Source organism: Sphingobium naphthae (assembly GCF_043589935.1).
In the GTDB taxonomy this organism is placed as follows: domain Bacteria; phylum Pseudomonadota; class Alphaproteobacteria; order Sphingomonadales; family Sphingomonadaceae; genus Sphingobium; species Sphingobium naphthae_A.
This window is the reverse complement of the sequence record NZ_CP171454.1, coordinates 1,725,242-1,745,614: the sequence shown is the minus strand read 5'-3', so window position 1 is coordinate 1,745,614 and position 20,373 is coordinate 1,725,242. Positions and strand designations below refer to the sequence as shown.

Sequence of the window (20,373 nt, the reverse complement as noted above, 5' to 3'; positions counted from 1 at the left end):
CTTGGGAAAAGGAAGGGATGCCGGAAGCCGATCAGGTGCTGGCGTTCCTCGAAACCCTGCCGATCGTCTCCGGCCTTCGCGCTGGCGAGGCGATGGAGCTGCTGGAGTTTCAGCGCCAGTTCGTTCGCGGCGTCTATGGGCCTCGCGACGATGACGGCCTGCGCCGGGTGCGGCTGGCGGCGCTGTCTGTGGCACGCGGCAACGGCAAGAGCGCCCTGCTATCGGGCTTGTCCCTCGCACACCTGCTGGGGCCTTGCCTGGAGCCCTACGGCGAATGTTACGCGGCGGCGCTCGATCGCGAGCAAGCCGGCGTGCTCTACAATCAGACGCGGGCCTATATCGAGGCAACCCCATGGATGGCGGCGCGGGTGAATATCCGCGACTGGCACAAGGAGATCATTGACGAGGAATCGCAATCGCGGTGGCGGGCGCTCACGTCCGACGCGCGGAAGGCGCACGGCCTGGCGCCGTCATTCTGGATCGCTGACGAGGTGGCGCAATGGCGCAACCGGGAGCTGTGGGACAATCTCGCAACCGGCATGGGCAAGCGTGCCCAGGCGCTTGGCGTGACGATCAGCACGCAAGCGGCCGATGACCTGCATTTCTTCTCGGAGATGCTGGACGCGGAGCCGGTGCCGACGATCTACACGCAACTGCACGCCGCACCGGATGATTGCCGGCTGGACGATCGGGAAGCCTGGGCTGCGGCTAATCCTGCCCTGGGCGAGTTCCTGAATGACGATCAGTTTGCCGACGCGGCAGCGCGCGCGATCCGCTCCCCGTCATTCGAGCCCAGCTTTCGCCTGTTGCAGCTCAATCAGCGGATTGCGGCCGAGGGCAGGTTTATCGAGCAGGCGGATTGGGAGGCGAACGCGGAGCCCTTCGATCCGCTGGAGCTGGAGGGGGAGCGATGCTTTGGCGGCCTCGATCTATCCAGCACCCGCGACCTTAGCGCCCTGTCTCTCTACTTCCCCGACAGCGGCCGGCTGATCGCCTGGCATTGGCTCCCGGCCGATACCATCCCGGCGCGCGTGGAACGTGACCGGGTGCCCTATGATCGCTGGGCAGCGGACGGCTGGGCAACGGTAACGGTGGGCAACGCCCGCGACGACCTGGCGATTGCGCTCCAACTCGCAGACATTCGGGCGCGGTATGACGTGCAGGGGATCGCCTTCGATCGCTGGCAGATGGCGCGGCTGATGAAGCTGCTGAGCGACGAAGGGATTGACCTGCCCATGAAAGAGTTCGTCCCCGGCTTCAAATCCTACGCGGCGGCCGTGGATGCTTTCGAGCGGGCCTTGCTGGGCAGGAGACTCCAGCACAACGGCAATCCGCTGCTGCGCTGGCAGGCGGGCAACGTGATTGTGGAAAGCGACCCCGCCGGCAACCGCAAGCCGACGAAGGCAAAGAGCCTGGACCGTATCGACGGGATCGTGAGCGCCATCATGGCGTGCGGCCTGGCGGCGACCGACGAAGGCCCGGCCGTTTACAAGGGCGCGGGCCTGATGTGGGTTTAGAGCCGCTGAATTAGGGCGTTGCCAATGTCGTCATAGGAACCGCTCATCAGCTTCACTTTCCCGCGCCGATCGAGTTCCTTCATTACTTCGGACCAGATACGAACCGCGAGCGGCGCAAACTTTTCCACCTTCACGACGCACTCAGTCATCATGTCATCATAGGCCAACAGGGCCTCATCAGTGAGCTTACTTGCCTCAATCATTGACCTGATTCCCCTTTGCGCCCATACCTCAAGGCGGCCCGACACCGCGCGCCAACGCGATGCCGAGCCTGACCACAACCGATCGTTAGGAGATCGACATGGCTGTTACTTCCCTACAGGCGGAATCCGCCCAAACCAACCCAACCTCTTCGCGGGCGCTGTATTACGCCTACCGGCGCGCCAAAGCGGCTTGGGATATTGCGCTCTACGCGCCTGAGCTGTTGGACGATGATTGTGGATCGGCGTGCAAAAAGGACCCCGTTAGCGGGGTGATCGGCGTCTAAAAGGGACCCCTCATTTCGATAGCTTACACAGCCGCGTGGAAGTTCATGCGGCGAGATCGGGATGTTGGTTTTGGAGACAGTGGTTCGTATCCGGCGTGAGTATGCCGGCGGGAAGGCGATCAAGGCGATCGCGCGTGATCTGCATGTGTCGCGGAAGGTAATCCGCAAGGCGATCCGGGCGCCGGAAGGCGCATTTGATTATCGACGCAAGGTTCAGCCGCTGCCGCGGATCGGTCCGTTTCAGGATCGGCTGGATGTGCTGCTGGAAGAGAACGAGGTACGGGGCCGACGTGACCGGCTTCGGATGACCCGTATCCACGACCTTCTGGTGCGTGAGGGTTTCGAGGGCTCTTACGATGCCGTGCGCCGCTATGCGGCGCGGTGGAAGATCGAGCGGCGCAGGGATGTCGGCGACGGGACGACGGCCTTCATTCCGATGCTGTTCCAGCCCGGCGAGGCCTACCAGTTCGATTGGAGCCACGAGGATGTCGAGATCGCCGGCAAGCCGATGCGGGTAAAGGTCGCGCACATGAGGCTGTGCGCATCGCGGGCTGTGTATGTCCGGGCCTATCCACGCGAGACCCAGGAGATGCTGTTCGACGCGCATGCGCGCGGCTTTGCCTTCTTCGGCGGCGTGCCCCGGCGCGGCATCTACGATAATATGAAGACGGCGGTGACGAGCGTGTTCACCGGCAAGGACCGGGTGTTCAACCGGCGGTTCCTGATCATGGCCGACCATTATATGGTCGAGCCCACGGCCTGCTCGCCGGCGGCGGGATGGGAGAAGGGTCAGGTCGAGAACCAGGTGCAGACGATCCGGGGACGCTTCTTCCAGCCCCGTCTGCGGTTCGCCAGCCTCGAGGAGCTCAATGGCTGGCTGGAAGCTGAGTGCCGACGCTGGGCCGAACGGCAGGCCCATCCTGAGCAGGGCGACCAGACCGTGGCGCAGATGCTGGAGATGGAACGTCCTGCATTACAGTCGATGCTGGGGCCGTTCGACGGCTTCAACGAGAGCGAGCACGGCGTGTCGGGCACCTGCCTGATCAGCTACGATCGCAACCGTTACTCGGTCCTCTCGACGGTGGCGCGGCGCACGGTGCAGGTTCGGGCCTATGCCGACCGCATTGTCGTGCGATGCGGCGATGAGGTCGTCGCTGAGCATCCCCGCTTCTTCGGGCGGAACCGCACCATCTATGATCCCTGGCACTATCTGCCGGTGCTGGCCCGCAAGCCCGGCGCTTTACGCAACGGCGCACCCTTCCAGGACTGGGAACTGCCGCCGGCGCTCGCCCGGTTGCGACGCAAGCTGGGCAACGGCGATGATGCCGATCGGCGGTTCGTGCGCGTGCTGGCGGCCGTGCTGACCGATGGCCTGGAACTCGTCGAAGCCGCCGTGCGGGAGGCACTGGCAACCGGCACGGCGAGCGACGACTTGATCCTCAATATCCTGGCACGGCGCCGCGAACCGCCGCGACCGCTGACGATCGTCACGTCGGAGGACAATGCCCTGCGGCATCCGCCGATCGCCGACTGTTCCCGTTACGACCAACTGAGGAACTTCCATGCAGCGGCATGACATGATCGACGCGATGCGCGGGCTCGGACTCAAGGGGATGGCCGGCGCGTTCGATGAGGCCGTCACCACAGGGCTTCAGCGCCAGCGCACGACGATGGAGATACTGACCGATCTGCTGCGTGCGGAGGCAACGCACCGCCACGCCGCCTCGATCCGATACCGGATGGCGGCCGCCAAGCTACCGGTGGTGAAGGACATTGATGCCTTCCACTTCGAGGGGACGCCGATCAACGAGGGGCTGGTCCGTTCGCTGCACGGCGGGGCGTTCCTGCCCGCACGGCGCAATGTCGTCCTGGTCGGTGGCACCGGCACCGGCAAAACCCATCTGGCCATCGCCATCACCGCCAATGTCGTCCGCGCTGGAGCGCGGGGGCGTTACTTCAACACCGTGGATCTGGTGACCCGCCTCGAAGAGGAAGCCCGGATCGGAAAAAGCGGCGCGCTTGCCGCCCAGCTCTCTCGCCTCGACCTCGTCGTGCTCGATGAGCTTGGCTATCTTCCCTTCGCCCGTTCAGGCGGGCAGTTGCTGTTCCATCTGGTCAGCAAACTTTACGAGCAAACCAGCGTCATCATCACGACCAACCTGGCGTTCGGGGAATGGCCGACGGTGTTCGGCGACCCCAAGATGACCACCGCTCTCCTCGATCGCGTCACCCACCATTGCGACATCATCGAGACCGGCAATGACAGCTGGCGCTTCAAGAACCGAAACTGATCCCCCGCCGCACGCCGGGATTAAGATGCTTTGCGCTGCGCGCGCCTCCGGTCGGGCTCCGCCCTCCCTACGCCGCGCGCAGCGCAAGGCGCGTTCCTCGACCGTCGTGGCATCCTTGAAAGGGGGTCCCTTTTGCGCGCCGATCGGGGGTCCCGTTTGCACGCCGATTGACAGTCCTCGACCGCGCGAAGCAGTCCGCCGGCTTCCGTTGGAGTCGTGATCGCGGCGCGGTGAGTGGTGCGCGGCGTGACGAGCGCACCGCGCAGATCGGAGCAGATATCGCGCTCGGCCCGTGCCGTGGCGATGGCATAGCGGAACACTTGGCTGCACGTGCTGCGGATCCGATTAGCGGTGTCGTACCGCTTCGACGCCTCGACCTTCTTGAGAACAAGCAGCAATTCGTGGGCAGTGATTTCGGAAATCGGACGTTTGCCCAAGGCCGGGTAGGTTTGCGCCAGCAGCCAGCGGGCTTTCTTTAGGGTAATGGCGGCGAGACCCTCCTTCTCGATCTTCTCTAGCCATTCTTCCGCCACGGCCTGAAACGTGTTGGTAGCAGCGATCGATTTGGCGATCTTGTCCAACTTCGCCTGTTCAAGCGGGTCAAGTCCCTTGGCGAGCTTGCGGCGCGCTTCGAGCAGCAGCTCGCGCGCATCGCCCAGCAGAATCTCCGGCCAGCGCCCGAACGACAACGTCCGTTGCTGTCCACCGAAGCGGTAGTTCATGCGCCAGTATCGGATACCAGTGGTCTTCACGAGCAGGTACAGGCCGTCGCGATCCGACAGCTTGTAATCTTTTTCTCGGGGTCTGGCGTGCTTCACCGCGTTGGCGGTCAAGCCCGTCTTGCGTTTCGCACCGTCCGACATTGATGGACCTCCGCATTCATGCTCGGGGTCCGATCCATCATCCGTACCATCATTGTACCCGGATGCAGGTGGAACCGTCCGAACCGCTGCGGGGGATCATACCAGAAAAAGTGATGGAAAACAGCCGTTTGATGGACGCTGCCGGACGTCTTCAAACGGAGAAATGGAGGCCCGAGCCGGAATCGAACCGGCGTGCACGGATTTGCAGTCCGCTGCGTCACCACTCCGCCATCGGGCCTTGCAAGTGGGACGCCGCAAATGTGCGGCTTTGGCGGCAAAGTCAAGCCGGCTGAGCGGCGCGGGCCGCAAGAATCTTGGCGGCCCGCGCGCAAAGCCGCTTGGCGCAGGCCGCACGCTGATTTAGAGGTCCGAGGATCTCCTTAGTGTATTGCATTGCCAATACAGTTGTGCCAAGCGAGGAACTATCGTGAGCGAGCAGACCTATTCTTCGATGCGGACCGCAATGGTCGAAAGCCAGTTGCGCACCAGCGACGTGGACGACCAGCGCGTGATCGCGGTGATGGCGCGGGTGCCGCGGGAGGAATTTGTGCCCGCCGAGCGTCGCGCCATGACTTATATCGACCGTCCCATTCCGCTGGGCGGCGGCCGCGCGCTCAATGCGCCGCTGGTCGTGGGCCGCCTGCTCAAGGAAGCGCGGGTCGAGGCGGGTGACAAGGTGCTGCTGATCGGCGCCGCCACCGGCTACAGCGCCGCGCTGCTCGCCGAACTGGGCGCGCAGGTGACCGCGGTCGAGGAAGAGGGCGGGGCGGACATCGTCGTGCCGGGCGTGACCCTGGTGCGCGGGCCGCTGGCCGCCGGTGCGCCCGACGGCGCGCCCTATGACGTGCTGTTCATCGACGGCGCGGTGGAGGACGTGCCGACCGCGCTCGTTCAGCAGCTTGCCGACGGCGCGCGGGTCGTCACCGGCCTCATCGACCGCGGCGTCACGCGCCTGTGCGCGGGCCGGGTGATCGGCGGTGCGCTGGGCTTGAACAGTCTGACGGATATTGAAATGGTCGCACTGCCCGGTTTCTGCGCGGCCAAGGCGTTTACGTTCTAGAAGAGGATGAGCGGGGGGAGATGACAGCGAAGCGCACCTATCAACGGCACCGAGCCGCAATTGCCCTGCTGCTGCTGTCCTCCGCCTATAGCCTGCCCGCCGGGGCGGAGACGCTGCAGGGCGCGCTGGCCAAGGCCTATGCCTCCAACCCCACGCTGACCGGCGCGCGGGCGGGGCAGCGCGCGACCGACGAGAATGTGCCGATCCAGAAGGCCAGTGGTCGTCCGTCCGCCGACGTGCAGGGCAGCTATAGCGAAAGCCTGCTCAAGCCGACGATCAGCTTCACCTCGCCCCAGCGCACGGTGAACGCGCAGGCGACGCTCAACGTCCCCATCTATTCGGGCGGCAGCGTGCGCAACAGCGTCAAGGCGGCGGAAATCCGGGTGGAAGCGGGGCGGGCGGGCCTGCGCGGCACCGAAGCCAGCATCTTCTCCCAAACCGTCGCCGCCTATATGGACGTGATCCGCGACAGCGCGATCGTCGCCCTCAACCAGGCCAATGTGAACGTGCTGGAAGTCAATCTGCAAGCGAGCAACGACCGGTTCGAGGTTGGCGACCTGACCCGCACCGACGTCGCCCAGTCCGAATCGCGCCTGGCGCTGGCGCGGTCCGATCTCCAGACGGCGCAGGCGAACCTCATCACCAGCCGCGAAAACTATATCGCGCTGGTGGGCGAGGCGCCCGACAATCTGGAGCCGCCGCCGCAGCTGCCGGGCCTGCCGGCGGACCCCGATATTGCGGTGCGCATTGCGCTCAATGACAATCCCGACATCCTGGCGGCCAAGAAGCAGCGGGAAGCGCGCCGCTATGACGTGAAGGCGGCGCGCGGATCGGTGTTGCCGACGCTGTCGGCCTTCACCCAGGCCGGCTACACCAACTATCTCGACACCCTCGCCAACACATCGGTCGATGCCGACGGCAACGTGATCGAAGGGCCGCAGATCAACAAGCAGGCCGCGGCCGGGCTCCAGCTGACCATCCCGCTCTACCAGGGCGGGCGCCCCGCCGCGCAGGTAAGGCAGAACCAGGCGCTCGAAGCACAGGCGATTGAGCAGGAAATCGAGACCGAGCGCAATGTGATCGCCCAGGCGCGCGCCGCCTATGCCAGCTGGCAGGCTTCCTTGCAGACGATCCAGTCGAGCCGGGTGGCGGTGGACGCGACATCGCTTTCGCTCGAAGGGGTGCGAGCGGAAAATTCGGTGGGCAGCCGCACCATCCTCGACATCCTCAATGCCGAACAGGAAGCGTTGATCGCGCGCGTCGAACTGGTGTCGGCGCAGCGCAACGCCTATGTCGCCGGCTTCACGCTGCTGGCCGCCATGGGCCATGCCGAAGCCGACGATCTGGGCCTCGACAGCGGCACGCTCTACGACCCGATGGTCAATTATGAGCGAGTCGAGGGCAAATGGTTCGACTGGGATTGGGGCGCTGCGCCCACGCCCGTCGCGACGCGCACCGTTGACACGCCGGCGCAGAATGCCAAAGTCGATCCCGCGACCGCGCGTCAGCCTTAACCGCTTGTTAACTCGATCGCGTAATTCTAAGGTTGCACGGGTGCGCAATGGATTTTGGACGGGGACTATCCATGGGTGACATGACCAAGGAACCCTCGATGGAAGAGATACTCTCGTCCATCAAGCGGATCATCGCCGAAGAAGGCGAGGAGGCGGTGCAGGCCGCGCCGCGCCGCAGCCGTGCGGAAGCCGCTCGCGCCGAAACATCCAAGGCCGCGCCAGCGCCGATCGCGCCTGCGGTCGAGGAAGTGCTCGAACTGACCGATGAGGTCGCGGAGGAGGAAGTGATGCCCGCTCCCAAAGCTGCCGCCAAGCCGTCCGCAACCGCTGGCGAGGATTCGATCCTCTCGGTTGAAAGCGAAGTCGCGGCGCGCCATTCGCTCTCGGCTTTGTCCTCCATGCTGGTCGCGCCCCGCGATGGCGAGGACAACACGCTGGAAGGGCTGGTCCGCGCGATGCTGCGGCCGATGCTGAAGGACTGGCTCGACGCGCGCCTGCCTGCTCTGGTCGAAGAGATGGTCGCCAAGGAAATCGCGCGCATCACCAGCCGCTGATCGCGCCCTTGCGGCGCCTGCCGTCGCGGCCTAGACCCCTGTCATCCTGATGACGCACCGGCTTGCCGCTGGCGCGCGTCACCTCTTCGACATGGGGATTTGCATGAAATATTTGCTGCTTGCAGGGATCGGCGCGATGGAGCTGGCCTGCGCGCCCGCACAGGCGCGGCCCTTCACCCCTGCCGACATGGTCGGGCTCAACCGCATCGGCGCGCCGGCGGTGTCGCCGGACGGCAAATGGCTCGCCTATCAGTTGCGCAGCACTGATCTTGCCACCAATCGCGGCCGGACGGACCTGTATCTGCTCGCCATCGACGGACCGGATCGGACACCGCGCAAGATCGCGTCCCTCGCCGACAAGAATGAAGGTTCGCCCGTCTTTTCGCCCGACGGGTCGGCGCTCTATTTCCAGTCCGACGCCAGCGGCGACGATCAACTCTGGCGGGTGGCGCTGAGCGGCGGCGATCCGGTGCAGATCAGCAGGGCGCCCGGCGGCATTTCGGGCTTTCTGCTGAGCCCCAATGGCGCGAAGGTTGCGCTATGGGCCGACCGGCCGGTCGGGGCGAAGACGCTCGACGACCAGAAGCCCGAAGCGCCCGCTGACGCCGGCAGCGGCCGCGTCTATGACCAGCTCTTCGTGCGTCACTGGGACAGATGGGCGGATGGGCAGCGCTCGCAGATCTTCGTCATGCCCGTGACGGGCGGCCCGGCCATGTCGGTGATGGGCGATCTGGTCGGCGATGCGCCGTCCAAGCCCTTTGGCGGGGCCGAGGAGATCGCCTGGAGCAGGGACGGCCGCACGCTCTTCTTCGCCTTGCGCGAGGCCGGTCGGATCGAGCCGCTGTCGACCAATCTCGATATTTTCAGCGCACCCGCCGACGGCAGCGCCGCGCCGACCAACCTCACCGATGCGAATGACGCCACCGACACCATGCCGGCGGTGTCGCCCGACGGCAAATGGCTCGCTTATGCCGCGATGAAGCGGCCTGGCTATGAAAGCGACCGGCTGGTTCTGACGTTGCGCAACATCGCGACCGGCGAGACCCGCGCGCTGACCGAAGGCTGGGATCGTTCGGTCGGGTCAATCGCCTGGGCATCCGACGGCGCGTCGCTGCTGGTCACCGCCAATGACGTGCTCGACAATCCGGTGTTCCGCGTCGACATGGCGTCGGGGAAGGTCACGCGCCTCACCGATCGGGGCCATGCCGGCAGCGTCGTGCCGCTGCCCCGGGGCGGCTTCGTCTATGCGATGGACAGCATCCAGTCGCCCGCCGATTTCTGGAAGATGCCGGCCAGGGGCAAGCCGGTGCGGCTGACTCGCGTCAATGCCGACCTGTTGGCCGGCGTCGACGACGTCTCGGTCGAACGCTACAGTTTCAAGGGCGCCAATGGCGACACCGTCTGGGGCCAGATCGTCAAGCCGAAGGACGCGACCGGCAAGCTGCCCGTCGCCTTCCTCGTCCATGGCGGGCCGCAGGGCAGCTTCAACGACAGCTGGTCCTATCGCTGGAACCCCAAGGCGTTCGCCGCCCATGGCTATGCTGCGGTGATCGTCGATTTCCACGGCTCCACCGGCTATGGCCAGGCCTTCACCGACAGCATCAACAAGGATTGGGGCGGCAAGCCGCTGGAGGATCTGAAGCTCGGCCTCGCTGCCGCCGCCGCGCGCGACGATCAGGTCGACGCCGGCAATGCCTGCGCGCTCGGCGCCAGCTATGGCGGCTACATGATGAACTGGATCGCGGGCCAGTGGCCCGATGGCTTCAAATGCCTGGTCCAGCATGACGGCGTGTTCGACGCGCGCGCCATGGCCTATGAAACCGAGGAGCTATGGTTCGACGAATGGGAACATGGCGGCCCCTATTATGAGCATCCTGAGGAGTTCGAGAAATGGAACCCGGTCAACCATCTCGGCGCATGGAAGACGCCGATGCTGGTGGTCACGGGCGAAAAGGATTTCCGCATTCCCTATACCCAGGGGCTGGCCGCCTTCACCGCGCTCCAGCGCCGCGACGTCCCCTCGAAGCTGCTGGTTTTTCCGGACGAAAATCACTGGGTGCTCAAGCCGCGCAATTCGCTGCAATGGTATGGCGAAGCGCTGGCCTGGCTGGACCGCTGGACCGAGAAGGGGGCGGCCGATTGAGCCGCAAAGGCTGAACCTTTCTGCGCTGCGCGAGTTTCCGTAGCGCAGAGCGGAGTTTTCCTATGAAACTCTTTCAGGACAAGGTTGCGATCGTCACCGGCGGCGCTTCGGGTATCGGCGCGGCGATCGTGCGCGAACTGGCCGATGAGGGCGCGACCGTCGTCATCGCCGATTTCGACGAGGACGGTGCCAATCGCCTGGCCGATGAGCTCGGCCGCGATCGGGCTGCGCCTTTCCGCGTCGATGTCAGCGATCCGCAGGCGGTCGAAGCAACTGTCGCTTTCGCTGTCGCGCAACTTGGCGGCCTGCATCTCGCCGTCAATAATGCCGGCATCGGCGCGCCGGCGACCAAGCTGGCCGACATCGCGATCGACGATTGGCACCGGGTGCTGGGCGTCGATCTGCACAGCGTCTTCTACGGCCTCAAATATGAGATTCCCGCCATCATCGCGTCGGGCGGCGGCGCCATCGTCAACATGGCGTCCATCCTGGGCGCGGTCGGCTGGGCCGGATCGGCCGCCTATGTCACGTCCAAACATGCGCTGCTGGGCATGACCAAGACCGCGGCGCTCGACTATGCCGACCAGAATATCCGCATCAACGCGGTCGGTCCCGGATTCGTCACGACGCCGGCGCTGGAAAAGACGATGACCGACGACGAACGATCCGGCCTCGCGGCGCTGCATGCGCTGGGCCGGCTCGCCCGGCCCGAGGAGGTCGCAACCCTTACCAGCTTCCTGCTGTCGGATCGCGCCTCCTTCATGACGGGTACCTATTATCCGGTCGATGGCGGCTATCTGGCGCGCTGACATTCTGGGCGTTGCGGCGGGCGCAGGCGCGCGGACTATTTGCTCTTCGCGCCGGCCCCGCTAAAGCGCAGCCATGACCGAGCTGCCGAAAACCTTCGACCCCGCGACAATCGAGACCCGCTGGTATCAGCATTGGGAGGAGAAGGGCCTGTTCCGCCCCGACCGGCCCGACGCCATGCCCTTCACCATCGTCAATCCGCCGCCCAATGTGACCGGCAGCCTGCATATCGGCCACGCGCTCGACAATACGCTGCAGGACATCGTCATCCGCTACGAGCGGCTGCGCGGCAAGGATGCGCTGTGGGTGGTGGGCACCGACCATGCGGGCATCGCGACGCAGATGGTGGTAGAGCGTCAACTCAATGCGAAGGGCGAAAAGCGCACCGACTATAGCCGTGAGGATTTCATCGCCAAGGTCTGGGACTGGAAGGCGGAAAGCGGCGGGGCGATCACGCGCCAGCTGCGTCGCCTGGGCTGCTCCATGGACTGGGCCAATGAACGCTTCACCATGGACGAAGGCTTTTCTAAGGCCGTGGTCAGGACCTTCGTGGAGCTGCACAAGCGCGGCCTCCTCTATCGCGACAAGCGCCTCGTCAACTGGGACCCGCATTTCCGCTCCGCCATTTCCGACCTGGAAGTGGAGACGGTCGAGACCAGGGGCGGCTTCTGGCGCTTCCGCTATCCGCTCGCCGATGGCGTGACTCTGGCCGATGGCAGCGACCATATCATCGTCGCGACGACGCGCCCGGAAACCATGCTCGCCGACATGGCGGTGGCGGTCCATCCCGATGATCCGCGCTACAAGGATGTTATCGGCAAGGATATTCTCCAGCCGATCACTGGCCGTCGCTTCAAGGTGGTGGCGGACGAGCATGCCGACCCGGAACTGGGATCGGGCGCGGTCAAGATCACGCCGGGCCACGACTTCAACGATTTCGAAGTCGGCAAGCGCGCGGGGATGAAGGCCGCCGACATGCTCAACATGTTCGACGCCGACGCCAATGTCGTCCAGACCGCCGACGGTCTGATTCCCGATCGCTTCCTGGGGCTGCACCGCTTCAGGAAGGATGGCGTGGACGGCGCGCGCGAAGCCGTGGTCGCGGAGATGAAGCGGCTGGGCTTCCTCGTCCCCCATGTCACCAGGAACAAGGAAGGGGAGGAGGTTTCGGCCGATTTCGAGCCGCGCACCATCCAGACGCCCTTTGGTGATCGCTCCAATGTCGTCATCGAACCCTGGCTGACCGATCAATGGTATGTCGACGCCGCCAGGCTCGCGGTCGCGCCGATGCAGGCGGTGCGCGACGGCCGGATCGAGATTGTCCCCAAAACGTGGGAAAAGACCTTCTTCAACTGGATGGAGAATATCCAGCCCTGGTGCGTCTCGCGCCAGCTCTGGTGGGGGCACCAGATCCCGGCGTGGTTCGATGCGGACGGCAACAGCTATGTCGCCGAAACCGAAGCCGAGGCGCAGGCGCTTGCCGGCAACAAGCCGCTGACGCGCGATCCCGACGTCCTCGACACCTGGTTCTCGTCCGCTCTCTGGCCCTTCGGCACGCTGGGCTGGCCGGAGCAGACGCAGACGCTGTCGCGCCATTATCCCAATGACCTGCTGATCTCCGGCTTCGACATCCTGTTCTTCTGGGACGCCCGGATGGCGATGCAGGGCATGGAGTTCATGGGCGATGTGCCATGGCGCAAACTCTATCTCCATGGTCTGGTGCGCGCCGCGGACGGGCAGAAAATGTCCAAGTCCAAGGGCAATGTCGTCGATCCGCTGGGCCTGATCGACGCCTATGGCGCGGATGCGCTGCGTTTCTTCATGGCGGCTATGGAAAGCCAGGGCCGCGACGTCAAGATGGATGAAAAGCGGGTCGAGGGCTATCGCAACTTCGCGACCAAGCTGTGGAACGCGGCGCGCTTCCTGCAGTCCAATGGCGTCACGGCGTCCACCGCCCATGAAGCGCCCGCCGCCGACCTGCCGGTCAACCGCTGGATCATCGCCGAAACCGTCGCCACGGTGCAGGCGATCGACACGGCCATGGCCGAACTGCGCTTCGACGCCGCCGCCAACGCCATCTACCATTTCGTGTGGGACCAGTTTTGCGACTGGTATATCGAACTGACGAAGGGGGCGATGGATGAGGAGACCCGCGCGGTCGCGGGCTGGGCGTTCGACCAGATCCTGGTCATGCTCCACCCCTTCATGCCCTTCATAACCGAAGAGCTATGGAACCTGACCGGCGTGCGCGCCAACGAACTGATCGTCGCGCAATGGCCGCAGGCACTCGCCGCCGTCGACCAGGAGGCGCAGGCCGAGATCGACTGGCTGATCCGCCTGGTGAGCGCGATCCGCACCGCCCGCACCGAACTCAACGTCCCGCCCGGCGCGAAGCTGGCAATGCAGGTCTGGAACGCAAATGATGGAACTGGGGCTAGGCTGATACGTCAGCGGGATGCCCTGTCTCGCCTAGCTAGGCTTACTGCTATTACTTTTCACGCGTTTGATAAGGGTGAGGAAGTTCCCAAGGCCTCTGTGCAGATTGTCGTTGACGAAGCTTACTTCATCCTGCCGCTGGAAGGCGTGATCGACATCGCGGCGGAAAAGACCCGCCTCGCCAAGGCGCTCGCTGCGGCGGAAAAGGAGCGCGACAGCCTGGGCGGTCGCCTCTCCAATCCCAGCTTTGTCGAAAAGGCCAAGCCCGAAGCCGTCACCAAGGCGCGCGAGGATCATGCCGAAAAGAGCGCCGAGGCCGAAAGGCTCAAAGCCGCGCTGGAACGGCTGGGCTGACAGCATCCTCCCTTGTAAGGGGAGGGGGACCACGCAGTGGTGGAGAGGTGTCGCCCTATCGAGAGCGGGGACACCCCTCCATCAATCTTTCGGATTGCCACCTCCCCTTGCAGGGGGAGCATGGCTTGAAGCGATGCCGTGCAAATGGGGGACGGAGCATGAGCGAACCAGCATCGGGCAAAGGCGGAAAGGACCTGACGCGAGGGCCTATCGGGTCGACCCTGCTGCTCTTCGCCGTGCCCACGCTGGCATCGAATGTCCTCCAGTCGCTTAACGGATCGATCAATGCCATCTGGGTCGGCCGGTTCCTGGGCGCCCAGGCGCTGGCCGCGACGGCCAATGCGAACATCATCATGTTCCTCATGTTCTCGGTCGTGTTCGGCTTCGGCATGGCCTCGACCGTGGTGATCGCCCAGTCGGTCGGCGCAAAGGATCTAGACGCGGCGCGGCGCGCCTTCGGCACGGCGGTCGGCTTCTGCTCGATCCTGGGTCTGGGGGTGGCGCTCGCCGGCTGGATCGGCGCGCCGGTGCTGCTGCGGCTGCTGGCGACGCCGCCGCAGGCCTATGACCTGGCGCTTGTCTATCTGCGCGTGATCTTCTTCGCCATGCCCGCCACGCTGCTGGTCGTCATGATCATGATGGGGCTGCGCGGCGCGGGCGACGCGCGCACGCCGCTCATCTTCATGATCGTCAGCGTCGCCATCGACCTGGTGCTCAATCCCGTGCTGATCCTGGGCCTGGGACCGATCCCCGCCTTCGGCATCGCCGGTTCGGCGGCGGCGACCGCGGCGGCCGGCTTCATCAGCCTGATCGGCGTCGTCGCCTTCATCTACGCCCGGGACATGCCGCTGCGGCTGCGCGGGGCGGAACTGCGCTATCTCTGGCCCGCGCGCGACCAGATGCGCATCCTGGTGGGCAAGGGGCTACCCATGGGCCTGCAGATGATCGTCATGTCCGCCTCGGGCTTGGTCATGATCGGCCTTGTCAATCGCGAAGGGCTACTGGTGACGGCGGCCTATGGCGCCGCGCAGCAGATCTGGACCTATTTGCAGATGCCCGCCATGGCGATGGGCGCGGCGGTCAGCGCCATGGCGGCGCAGAATATGGGCGCGGGCCGCTGGGACAGGGTCAGTCGCATCACCGGCTATGGCATGGGCTATCTGCTGGCGGTGACGAGCGCGATGGTGGTCGTCATCCTGCTCTTCCACGAACCTTTGCTGTCGCTCTTCCTGGGCGACAATCAGCCCGCGATCGATGCCGCCTGGCGGATGCAGTTGCTGGCGAGCTGGAGCTTCATGCTGTTCGGATGCGCCATGATCCTGTTCGGCGTCATGCGCGCCAATGGCGTCGTGGTCGCGCCGCTGCTGATCCTCAGCTTCACCCTGTTCGTCGTGCGCCTGGGCTTCTACGAACTGGCCTATCCGGCGCTGGGCGCCGACGCGCTATGGCTCAGCTTCCCGGTGGGTTCGCTCGCTTCCCTGCTTCTCGCCTGGGCCGTCTACGCGCAGGGGGGCTGGCGCAAGGCCAAGCTCATGGTCCCCGTCCATGAAGAGGAATGCCGCGAAAGCGTGAACAGCGAAACCGAGCCCGCAGGGCGGATCGCGCCGGTCGGCTGACCGGCCTCAGCGCCCTTGGTTGCGCCAGCGCGTGATCGTGCGGTCGAGAATGTCATTCTCTCCGCCCGACTGGCGCCACAGGTCGGTGAAGCTCGGATCGCCCGAGGCGGGCCGCCGGCTTTCCTCCAGATTGTCGAGCGCCACGCGGATCGGCACCGCCACGCCCTCGCCGCAGATGATCGCCTCGCGATTGCGCAGCGCCGGGATGGTGTCCAGGAAGCCGCGCGCGCCTTCGGGCATCGCCGCCTTCACGAACGCCTGATCGCGATCATTGTTGAGGCGCATGGCGATGATGGTGCCGCATTGCGACAGCACGCCTTCGGCCAGGTCGGACGGGCGCTGGGTGATGAGGCCCAGCGATACGCCATATTTGCGGCCTTCCTTGGCGATCCGCTCCAATATCTTGCGCACCGCCTGACCCGATCCGCTGGTGGTGTTGGGGATGTAGCGATGCGCTTCCTCGCACACGAGCAGGATCGGCCGCTGCGGCTCGTCGCGTGCCCAGATGGCATAGTCGAACACCAGCCGCGACAGCACCGACACGACGACCGACGTGATGTCGGACGGCATGGCCGACACGTCGATGATGGAAATCGGCTTGCCGTCGGATGGCAGGCGGAAAATCTTGGCGATGAACTGCTGCATCGTATCGGCGACCAGCATGCCCGAAAACATGAAGCTGTAGCGCGGATCGGCCTTGATCTCGTCGATCTTCGTCTTGAGCCGCATATAGGGCAGCGAATTGGTGCCCTTGTCGAGCTTCCCCATTTCGTTCTGCAGGATGGTGGTGAGGTCGGACAACAGATAGGGGACGGGCGAATCGACGGTCAGCCGGCCGATGCTGTCGGCCAGCCGGTTTTTCGAGCGCGCGGCGAGCAGGCATTTGGCGAGAATGTCGCTGTCGATCGTCCGGTCCGCCCCTTGCGAGGTCACGAACACCTCGCAATGCTCCTCGAAATTCATCAGCCAATAGGGCAGAGCCAGGTTGCTGACGTCATAGACCGCGCCATTCTGGGCAAAGGCGGCGCCATATTCGCCATGCGGGTCGATCATGACGATATGCCCCTGCGGCGACAGGTCGCAGATGCGATGCAGGATCAGCGCCGCGCTGGTCGATTTGCCGGTGCCGGTCGATCCCAGCAGCGCGAAATGCTTGCCCAGCATCGGATCGACATAGAGCGCCGCGCGCGTGTCGCTGGTGGGATAGACGGTGCCGATCTGCACATGGGCGCGGTCCTCGGCGGCGTAGATTTGCTGCATGTCGGCGCTCGACACCGGCAATATGTCGGTGCCGGGCGTCGGGTAGCGCGTGACGCCGCGGCGAAAGCGGTGGATGCGCCCGGTCGCTGGCTCCTCGTCGCCTTCGCCCAGAAAATCGATGTCGGCGACAATGCCATGGCTTGCCTGGTCCAGCGCCATGGCGCGCACGCTGGCAATCAGCCAGCTGCCGCCGACCCGCATCTTGACCTGGCTGCCGACCTGGCCCGCCATCGCCACGCAGGGGTCGGCATCCTGCCCCAATATCGCCAGCCGCTGCGCGTCGATCAGCACCTTGGAGCTGGAACCGGCGATCTGGAACACCATGCCCATGGATTGCGGGTCATTCTGCGCGGACGGCGCCGGTGTGGCGAAGGTCTGGGCGTCCGACATATAGGACATGCTATTCTTCCCCTGAACGCCAGCAACGGGCCGGCAAACAGCAAGGCTCTAGAAGGCAGAGGTAAATTTTGGCTTAGCCGCAAAGCCCGGCGTTTCGCCGCGTCCGCGCGCCTGCCGGCTGGACAAGGGAACATGGATCAGCTTCACGCATTGGAAGCGGCATCACAGTCAGGATGATTTCTTGCCCGAAACGATTTCAGCCGATCGCGCGCGCCGTTCCGACGCCATTGCGATAGCCCGCGTCATCTGCATCCTGGGGGTGGTCTATGTCCATGCCTGGACCGGCCTCAACGGCGACGCCCTGGCGCAGCTGCGCGGCACCGGGCAGGACAATCTGCGCTGGGCGCTGATGGAGATATTCGGCCGCAGCGCGGTGCCGCTGCTGGGCCTCATTTCCGGCTGGCTGGTCGCCGGATCCGGCCGATCGCGCGGCTGGACAACCCATGTCGCGCGCAAGGCGCGCACCATCCTGCTGCCGATGGTGTTGTGGAACGCGCTCGGCATCCTGTTCGTGTCGGGCGCCGCCTGGCTGTTCGATCTTCAGGCGCCCACGCCCAGCTCGCTGGAATGGGTGGCGCAGGAATTGTTCATCCTGACGCGCAATCCTGACATCAACGTGCAAATGCCCTTCCTGCGCGACCTCTTCCTCTGCATGATCGCCGCGCCCCTGCTGGTGCGCTTGCCCGGCTGGCTGCTGGTGCTGGTCGCGCTGCTGGCCGCGGCGGCGCAGGTGGCGGGACTGGGACCGCCGGTGCTGATGCGCGCGTCGATCCTCTTCTTCTTTGTCCTGGGAATATTGGCGCGGCGCCAGGCTGTGGAGGAAGCCATCGCGCGCCTGCCGCTGCCGGTCGCGCTGCTGCCCTTCGTCCTGCTGATGATGGCGCAGCTCTACCGCGCGATCGCGGTGGGGGATGGCGAATGGTCGACCACGCAGCGCAGCCTCGACCTTGCGGTGCGGGTCGCCGCCGCGATCGCGTTCTGGCGGATCGCCTGGATGCTGGCCGGTACGGCGCTGCGCGGCCTGCTGCTGCGGATAGAACCCTATATGTTCTTCCTCTTCTGCGTTCACCTGATCCTGATCTGGCTGGGCGGCCCGCTGCTCGGCAAGATCTCCGGCGACATGGGGTCGCCGCTCTATCCCATCTACCTCATCCTGCAGCCGCTGATCGTGCTGCTGGTGGTGATCGCGATCGGCTCCGCTCTGCGCCGCGTCGCGCCTGGCGCAGCGGCGCTGCTGAGCGGCGGCCGGCTCGGCCCGGCGCGGATCAGGGACCAGCCGGTTCTGGTTCGCGCGCCGTGACCGCCTGCGCGGCCGCCATGGCGATGGCGAAGCTGCGCTTGCGCGCCTCCGGCTCGTAGATCTGGCCGGTCAGGATCAGTTCGTCTGCTTGGGTGCGCGCCAGAAACGCGGCAATGTCGCGCTCGACATCCGCCTGCGTGCCGATGCTCGACACGCTCATCACATCGGCCAGCATCGCGCGCGCCTGCATCGGCAGGCTGTCGAGATAGCCGGGCACCGGCGGCTGCAGCTTGCCCGGCTGGCCGGTGCGCAGCCGCACGAACGCCTGCTGCATCGAACTGGCGAGCAGCATTGCATCGGCCTGGTTGTCGGCGGCAAAGACATTATAGCCCGCCATCACATAGGGACGGTCGAGCTGGGCGGATGGCTGAAAGTCGCGCCGGTAGATGGCGATCGCCTCGTCCAGCGCCGCGGGCGCGAAATGGGATGCGAAGGCGTAGGGCAGGCCCAGCGCCGCGGCCAGTTGCGCGCCATAGAGGCTCGATCCCAAAATCCACAGCGGCACATCCGCGCCCGCGCCGGGCGTCGCCTGTATGGCCAGGCGATCGTCACCGGCGAAGTAGGCCTGCAACTCCATCACGTCGCGGGGAAACTGGTCCGGCCCGCCGCTCAGGTTCCGGCGGATCGCCTGCGACACGCGCTGGTCCGACCCCGGCGCTCGCCCGAGGCCCAGGTCGATCCGGCCGGGAAACAGCGCGTCCAGCGTCCCGAACTGCTCGGCGATCAGCAGCGGAGCGTGATTGGGCAGCATGATGCCGCCAGCGCCGATCCGCATGGTCGATGTCGCCTGGCCGATATGCGCCAGCACCACCGCGGTCGCGGCCGACGCGATGCCGGCCATGCCATGATGCTCCGCCACCCAGAAACGATGATAGCCCAGCCTTTCGGCATGGGCGGCAAGGTCGGCGGTCTGCGCCAGCGCGGCAGCCACGTCGCCCCCTTCGCGCACGGGGACGAGGTCGAGCAGGGAAAAGCGTGTCATGCCCGCCATATGGGGGCGCGATGCGTTTCAGTTCAAGACTTAGATTGAGCTGGAGCGAGCGAAGCGGGCGCGATTATCGTCTGCGAAGTCCATATACCATCGACCGGTCCTCTTCGGGGATAAGTCCTTCCAGCACGCGCCAGAATCCTGTTACCGATCCCTGGCCCGCCTGGGCGTAGGCGGCCCCCATCTTCTCGCGCAGCGCCCGGAACAGATCGGCCTCCAGCGCCGCGCCTTCCGGGCTGAGCCGCAGCAGCTTCTGCCGCCGGTCGCTCGCGCCCGGTCGCGTCTCGATATAGCCCCGCTCGACCAGATCGGTCAGCACCCGACCCAACGACTGTTTGGTGATGGCCAGCAACCGCAGCAGGTCCTTGACCGTCAGGTCCGGCTGGCGCGAAATGAAGTAGAGCGCGCGATGATGCGCCCGTCCCAGCCCCTGCGCCGCCAGCCCTTCGTCGATCGACCGAGTAAGCGCGCTATAGCCGAAATAGAGCATTTCGATGCCGCGCCGTATCTCGTCCTCGCGCAGGAACAGCGGAGAGGCCGGGCTGATCTGGGACGAAGAGGGGGATGGAGGCGCGGCCATGGATGCGATGTTCCGACAGGGACTGGTTGGGCGTCATATTGGCGTCGTCAAACTGTGATGACTAGGCTTTCCTTTCGCGCGCGACCCGCTATATGGCGGTCCGCGCCGGCTGTTCCGGCGCTCTGCTGGGGCGTAGCCAAGCGGTAAGGCAGCGGTTTTTGGTACCGCCATGCGCAGGTTCGAATCCTGCCGCCCCAGCCAGTT

Annotated in this window: 17 protein-coding genes and 2 tRNA genes; 13 read left to right on the top strand and 6 right to left on the bottom strand. The window is 65.3% G+C overall.

What is annotated here, in order from left to right:
* Positions 1-17: 17 nt before the first annotated feature.
* Positions 18-1,517 (top strand): terminase large subunit, encoded by a 1,500-nt coding sequence (locus ACGGKE_RS08620; RefSeq protein ID WP_394437023.1) that lies wholly within the window; start codon positions 18-20, stop codon positions 1,515-1,517.
* On the opposite strand, the gene ACGGKE_RS08615 is transcribed toward ACGGKE_RS08620, so the two are convergent.
* Positions 1,514-1,720 carry a hypothetical protein gene (locus ACGGKE_RS08615; RefSeq protein WP_095687000.1) on the bottom strand — a complete coding sequence of 69 codons (207 nt, stop codon included), beginning with the start codon at positions 1,718-1,720 and terminating at the stop codon, positions 1,514-1,516. The genes ACGGKE_RS08620 and ACGGKE_RS08615 overlap by 4 nt on opposite strands.
* 98 nt (positions 1,721-1,818) lie before the next feature.
* Here ACGGKE_RS08615 and ACGGKE_RS08610 point away from each other — a divergent pair, with 98 nt between their 5' ends.
* The 3 genes from ACGGKE_RS08610 (at position 1,819) to istB (ending at position 4,295) form a co-directional block, all read left to right on the top strand.
* On the top strand, positions 1,819-2,004 hold the full coding sequence (locus ACGGKE_RS08610; protein WP_394437021.1) for a hypothetical protein: 186 nt from the start codon (positions 1,819-1,821) through the stop codon (positions 2,002-2,004).
* 61 nt (positions 2,005-2,065) lie between these two features.
* Positions 2,066-3,580: an IS21 family transposase gene (istA, locus tag ACGGKE_RS08605; protein WP_394436753.1), complete on the top strand. Its 1,515-nt coding sequence runs from the start codon at positions 2,066-2,068 to the stop codon at positions 3,578-3,580.
* Positions 3,567-4,295: an IS21-like element helper ATPase IstB gene (istB, locus tag ACGGKE_RS08600; RefSeq protein WP_037482228.1), complete on the top strand. Its 729-nt coding sequence runs from the start codon at positions 3,567-3,569 to the stop codon at positions 4,293-4,295. The genes istA and istB overlap by 14 nt, the downstream gene beginning before the upstream one ends.
* A gap of 20 nt (positions 4,296-4,315) precedes the next feature.
* Here istB and ACGGKE_RS08595 read toward each other — a convergent pair whose 3' ends face one another.
* Together ACGGKE_RS08595 and ACGGKE_RS08590 are read right to left on the bottom strand one after the other, a co-directional pair.
* The gene (locus tag ACGGKE_RS08595) at positions 4,316-5,158 is read right to left on the bottom strand and encodes a tyrosine-type recombinase/integrase (RefSeq protein ID WP_394437019.1); all 843 of its coding nucleotides are present in this window, start codon (positions 5,156-5,158) and stop codon (positions 4,316-4,318) included.
* A 164-nt stretch (positions 5,159-5,322) separates the two neighbouring features.
* Positions 5,323-5,396: transfer RNA gene (locus ACGGKE_RS08590), tRNA-Cys, on the bottom strand.
* A gap of 189 nt (positions 5,397-5,585) precedes the next feature.
* On the opposite strand from ACGGKE_RS08590, the gene ACGGKE_RS08585 reads away from it, so the two are divergent.
* The 7 genes from ACGGKE_RS08585 to ACGGKE_RS08555 all read left to right on the top strand — a co-directional run bounded on the left by ACGGKE_RS08585 (position 5,586) and on the right by ACGGKE_RS08555 (position 15,642).
* Positions 5,586-6,218 carry a protein-L-isoaspartate O-methyltransferase gene (locus ACGGKE_RS08585; RefSeq protein WP_394437017.1) on the top strand — a complete coding sequence of 211 codons (633 nt, stop codon included), beginning with the start codon at positions 5,586-5,588 and terminating at the stop codon, positions 6,216-6,218.
* Between the two features lie 20 nt (positions 6,219-6,238).
* Entirely contained in the window at positions 6,239-7,732 is a 1,494-nt protein-coding gene (locus ACGGKE_RS08580) for a TolC family outer membrane protein (RefSeq protein ID WP_394437015.1), read from the top strand.
* A gap of 71 nt (positions 7,733-7,803) precedes the next feature.
* Positions 7,804-8,286, top strand: a complete 483-nt coding sequence (locus ACGGKE_RS08575; RefSeq protein ID WP_394437013.1) for a DUF2497 domain-containing protein — start codon at positions 7,804-7,806, stop codon at positions 8,284-8,286.
* A gap of 103 nt (positions 8,287-8,389) precedes the next feature.
* Positions 8,390-10,429, top strand: a complete 2,040-nt coding sequence (locus ACGGKE_RS08570) for a prolyl oligopeptidase family serine peptidase (protein ID WP_394437011.1) — start codon at positions 8,390-8,392, stop codon at positions 10,427-10,429.
* Positions 10,430-10,491: 62 nt separating this feature from the next.
* Entirely contained in the window at positions 10,492-11,238 is a 747-nt protein-coding gene (locus ACGGKE_RS08565; protein ID WP_394437009.1) for an SDR family NAD(P)-dependent oxidoreductase, read from the top strand.
* Between the two features lie 73 nt (positions 11,239-11,311).
* A complete protein-coding gene (locus ACGGKE_RS08560) occupies positions 11,312-14,026 on the top strand; it encodes a valine--tRNA ligase (RefSeq protein WP_394437007.1) in 2,715 nt (904 codons plus the stop codon).
* 158 nt (positions 14,027-14,184) lie between these two features.
* The gene (locus tag ACGGKE_RS08555; protein ID WP_394437005.1) at positions 14,185-15,642 is read left to right on the top strand and encodes an MATE family efflux transporter; all 1,458 of its coding nucleotides are present in this window, start codon (positions 14,185-14,187) and stop codon (positions 15,640-15,642) included.
* Between the two features lie 6 nt (positions 15,643-15,648).
* Here the strand turns inward: ACGGKE_RS08555 and ACGGKE_RS08550 are convergent, their stop codons facing one another.
* A complete protein-coding gene (locus ACGGKE_RS08550; RefSeq protein WP_394437003.1) occupies positions 15,649-17,301 on the bottom strand; it encodes an ATP-binding protein in 1,653 nt (550 codons plus the stop codon).
* A 181-nt stretch (positions 17,302-17,482) separates the two neighbouring features.
* Between ACGGKE_RS08550 and ACGGKE_RS08545 the strand changes: the two genes are divergently transcribed.
* Entirely contained in the window at positions 17,483-18,601 is a 1,119-nt protein-coding gene (locus ACGGKE_RS08545) for an acyltransferase (RefSeq protein WP_394437001.1), read from the top strand.
* On the opposite strand, the gene ACGGKE_RS08540 is transcribed toward ACGGKE_RS08545, so the two are convergent.
* Positions 18,567-19,583 carry an LLM class flavin-dependent oxidoreductase gene (locus ACGGKE_RS08540; protein ID WP_394436999.1) on the bottom strand — a complete coding sequence of 339 codons (1,017 nt, stop codon included), beginning with the start codon at positions 19,581-19,583 and terminating at the stop codon, positions 18,567-18,569. The two genes, ACGGKE_RS08545 and ACGGKE_RS08540, sit on opposite strands and share 35 nt — an antisense overlap.
* A gap of 73 nt (positions 19,584-19,656) precedes the next feature.
* Positions 19,657-20,169 (bottom strand): MarR family winged helix-turn-helix transcriptional regulator, encoded by a 513-nt coding sequence (locus ACGGKE_RS08535; protein WP_394436997.1) that lies wholly within the window; start codon positions 20,167-20,169, stop codon positions 19,657-19,659.
* A gap of 126 nt (positions 20,170-20,295) precedes the next feature.
* On the opposite strand from ACGGKE_RS08535, the gene ACGGKE_RS08530 reads away from it, so the two are divergent.
* Positions 20,296-20,370: transfer RNA gene (locus ACGGKE_RS08530), tRNA-Gln, on the top strand.
* The last annotated feature ends 3 nt before the right edge of the window (positions 20,371-20,373 follow it).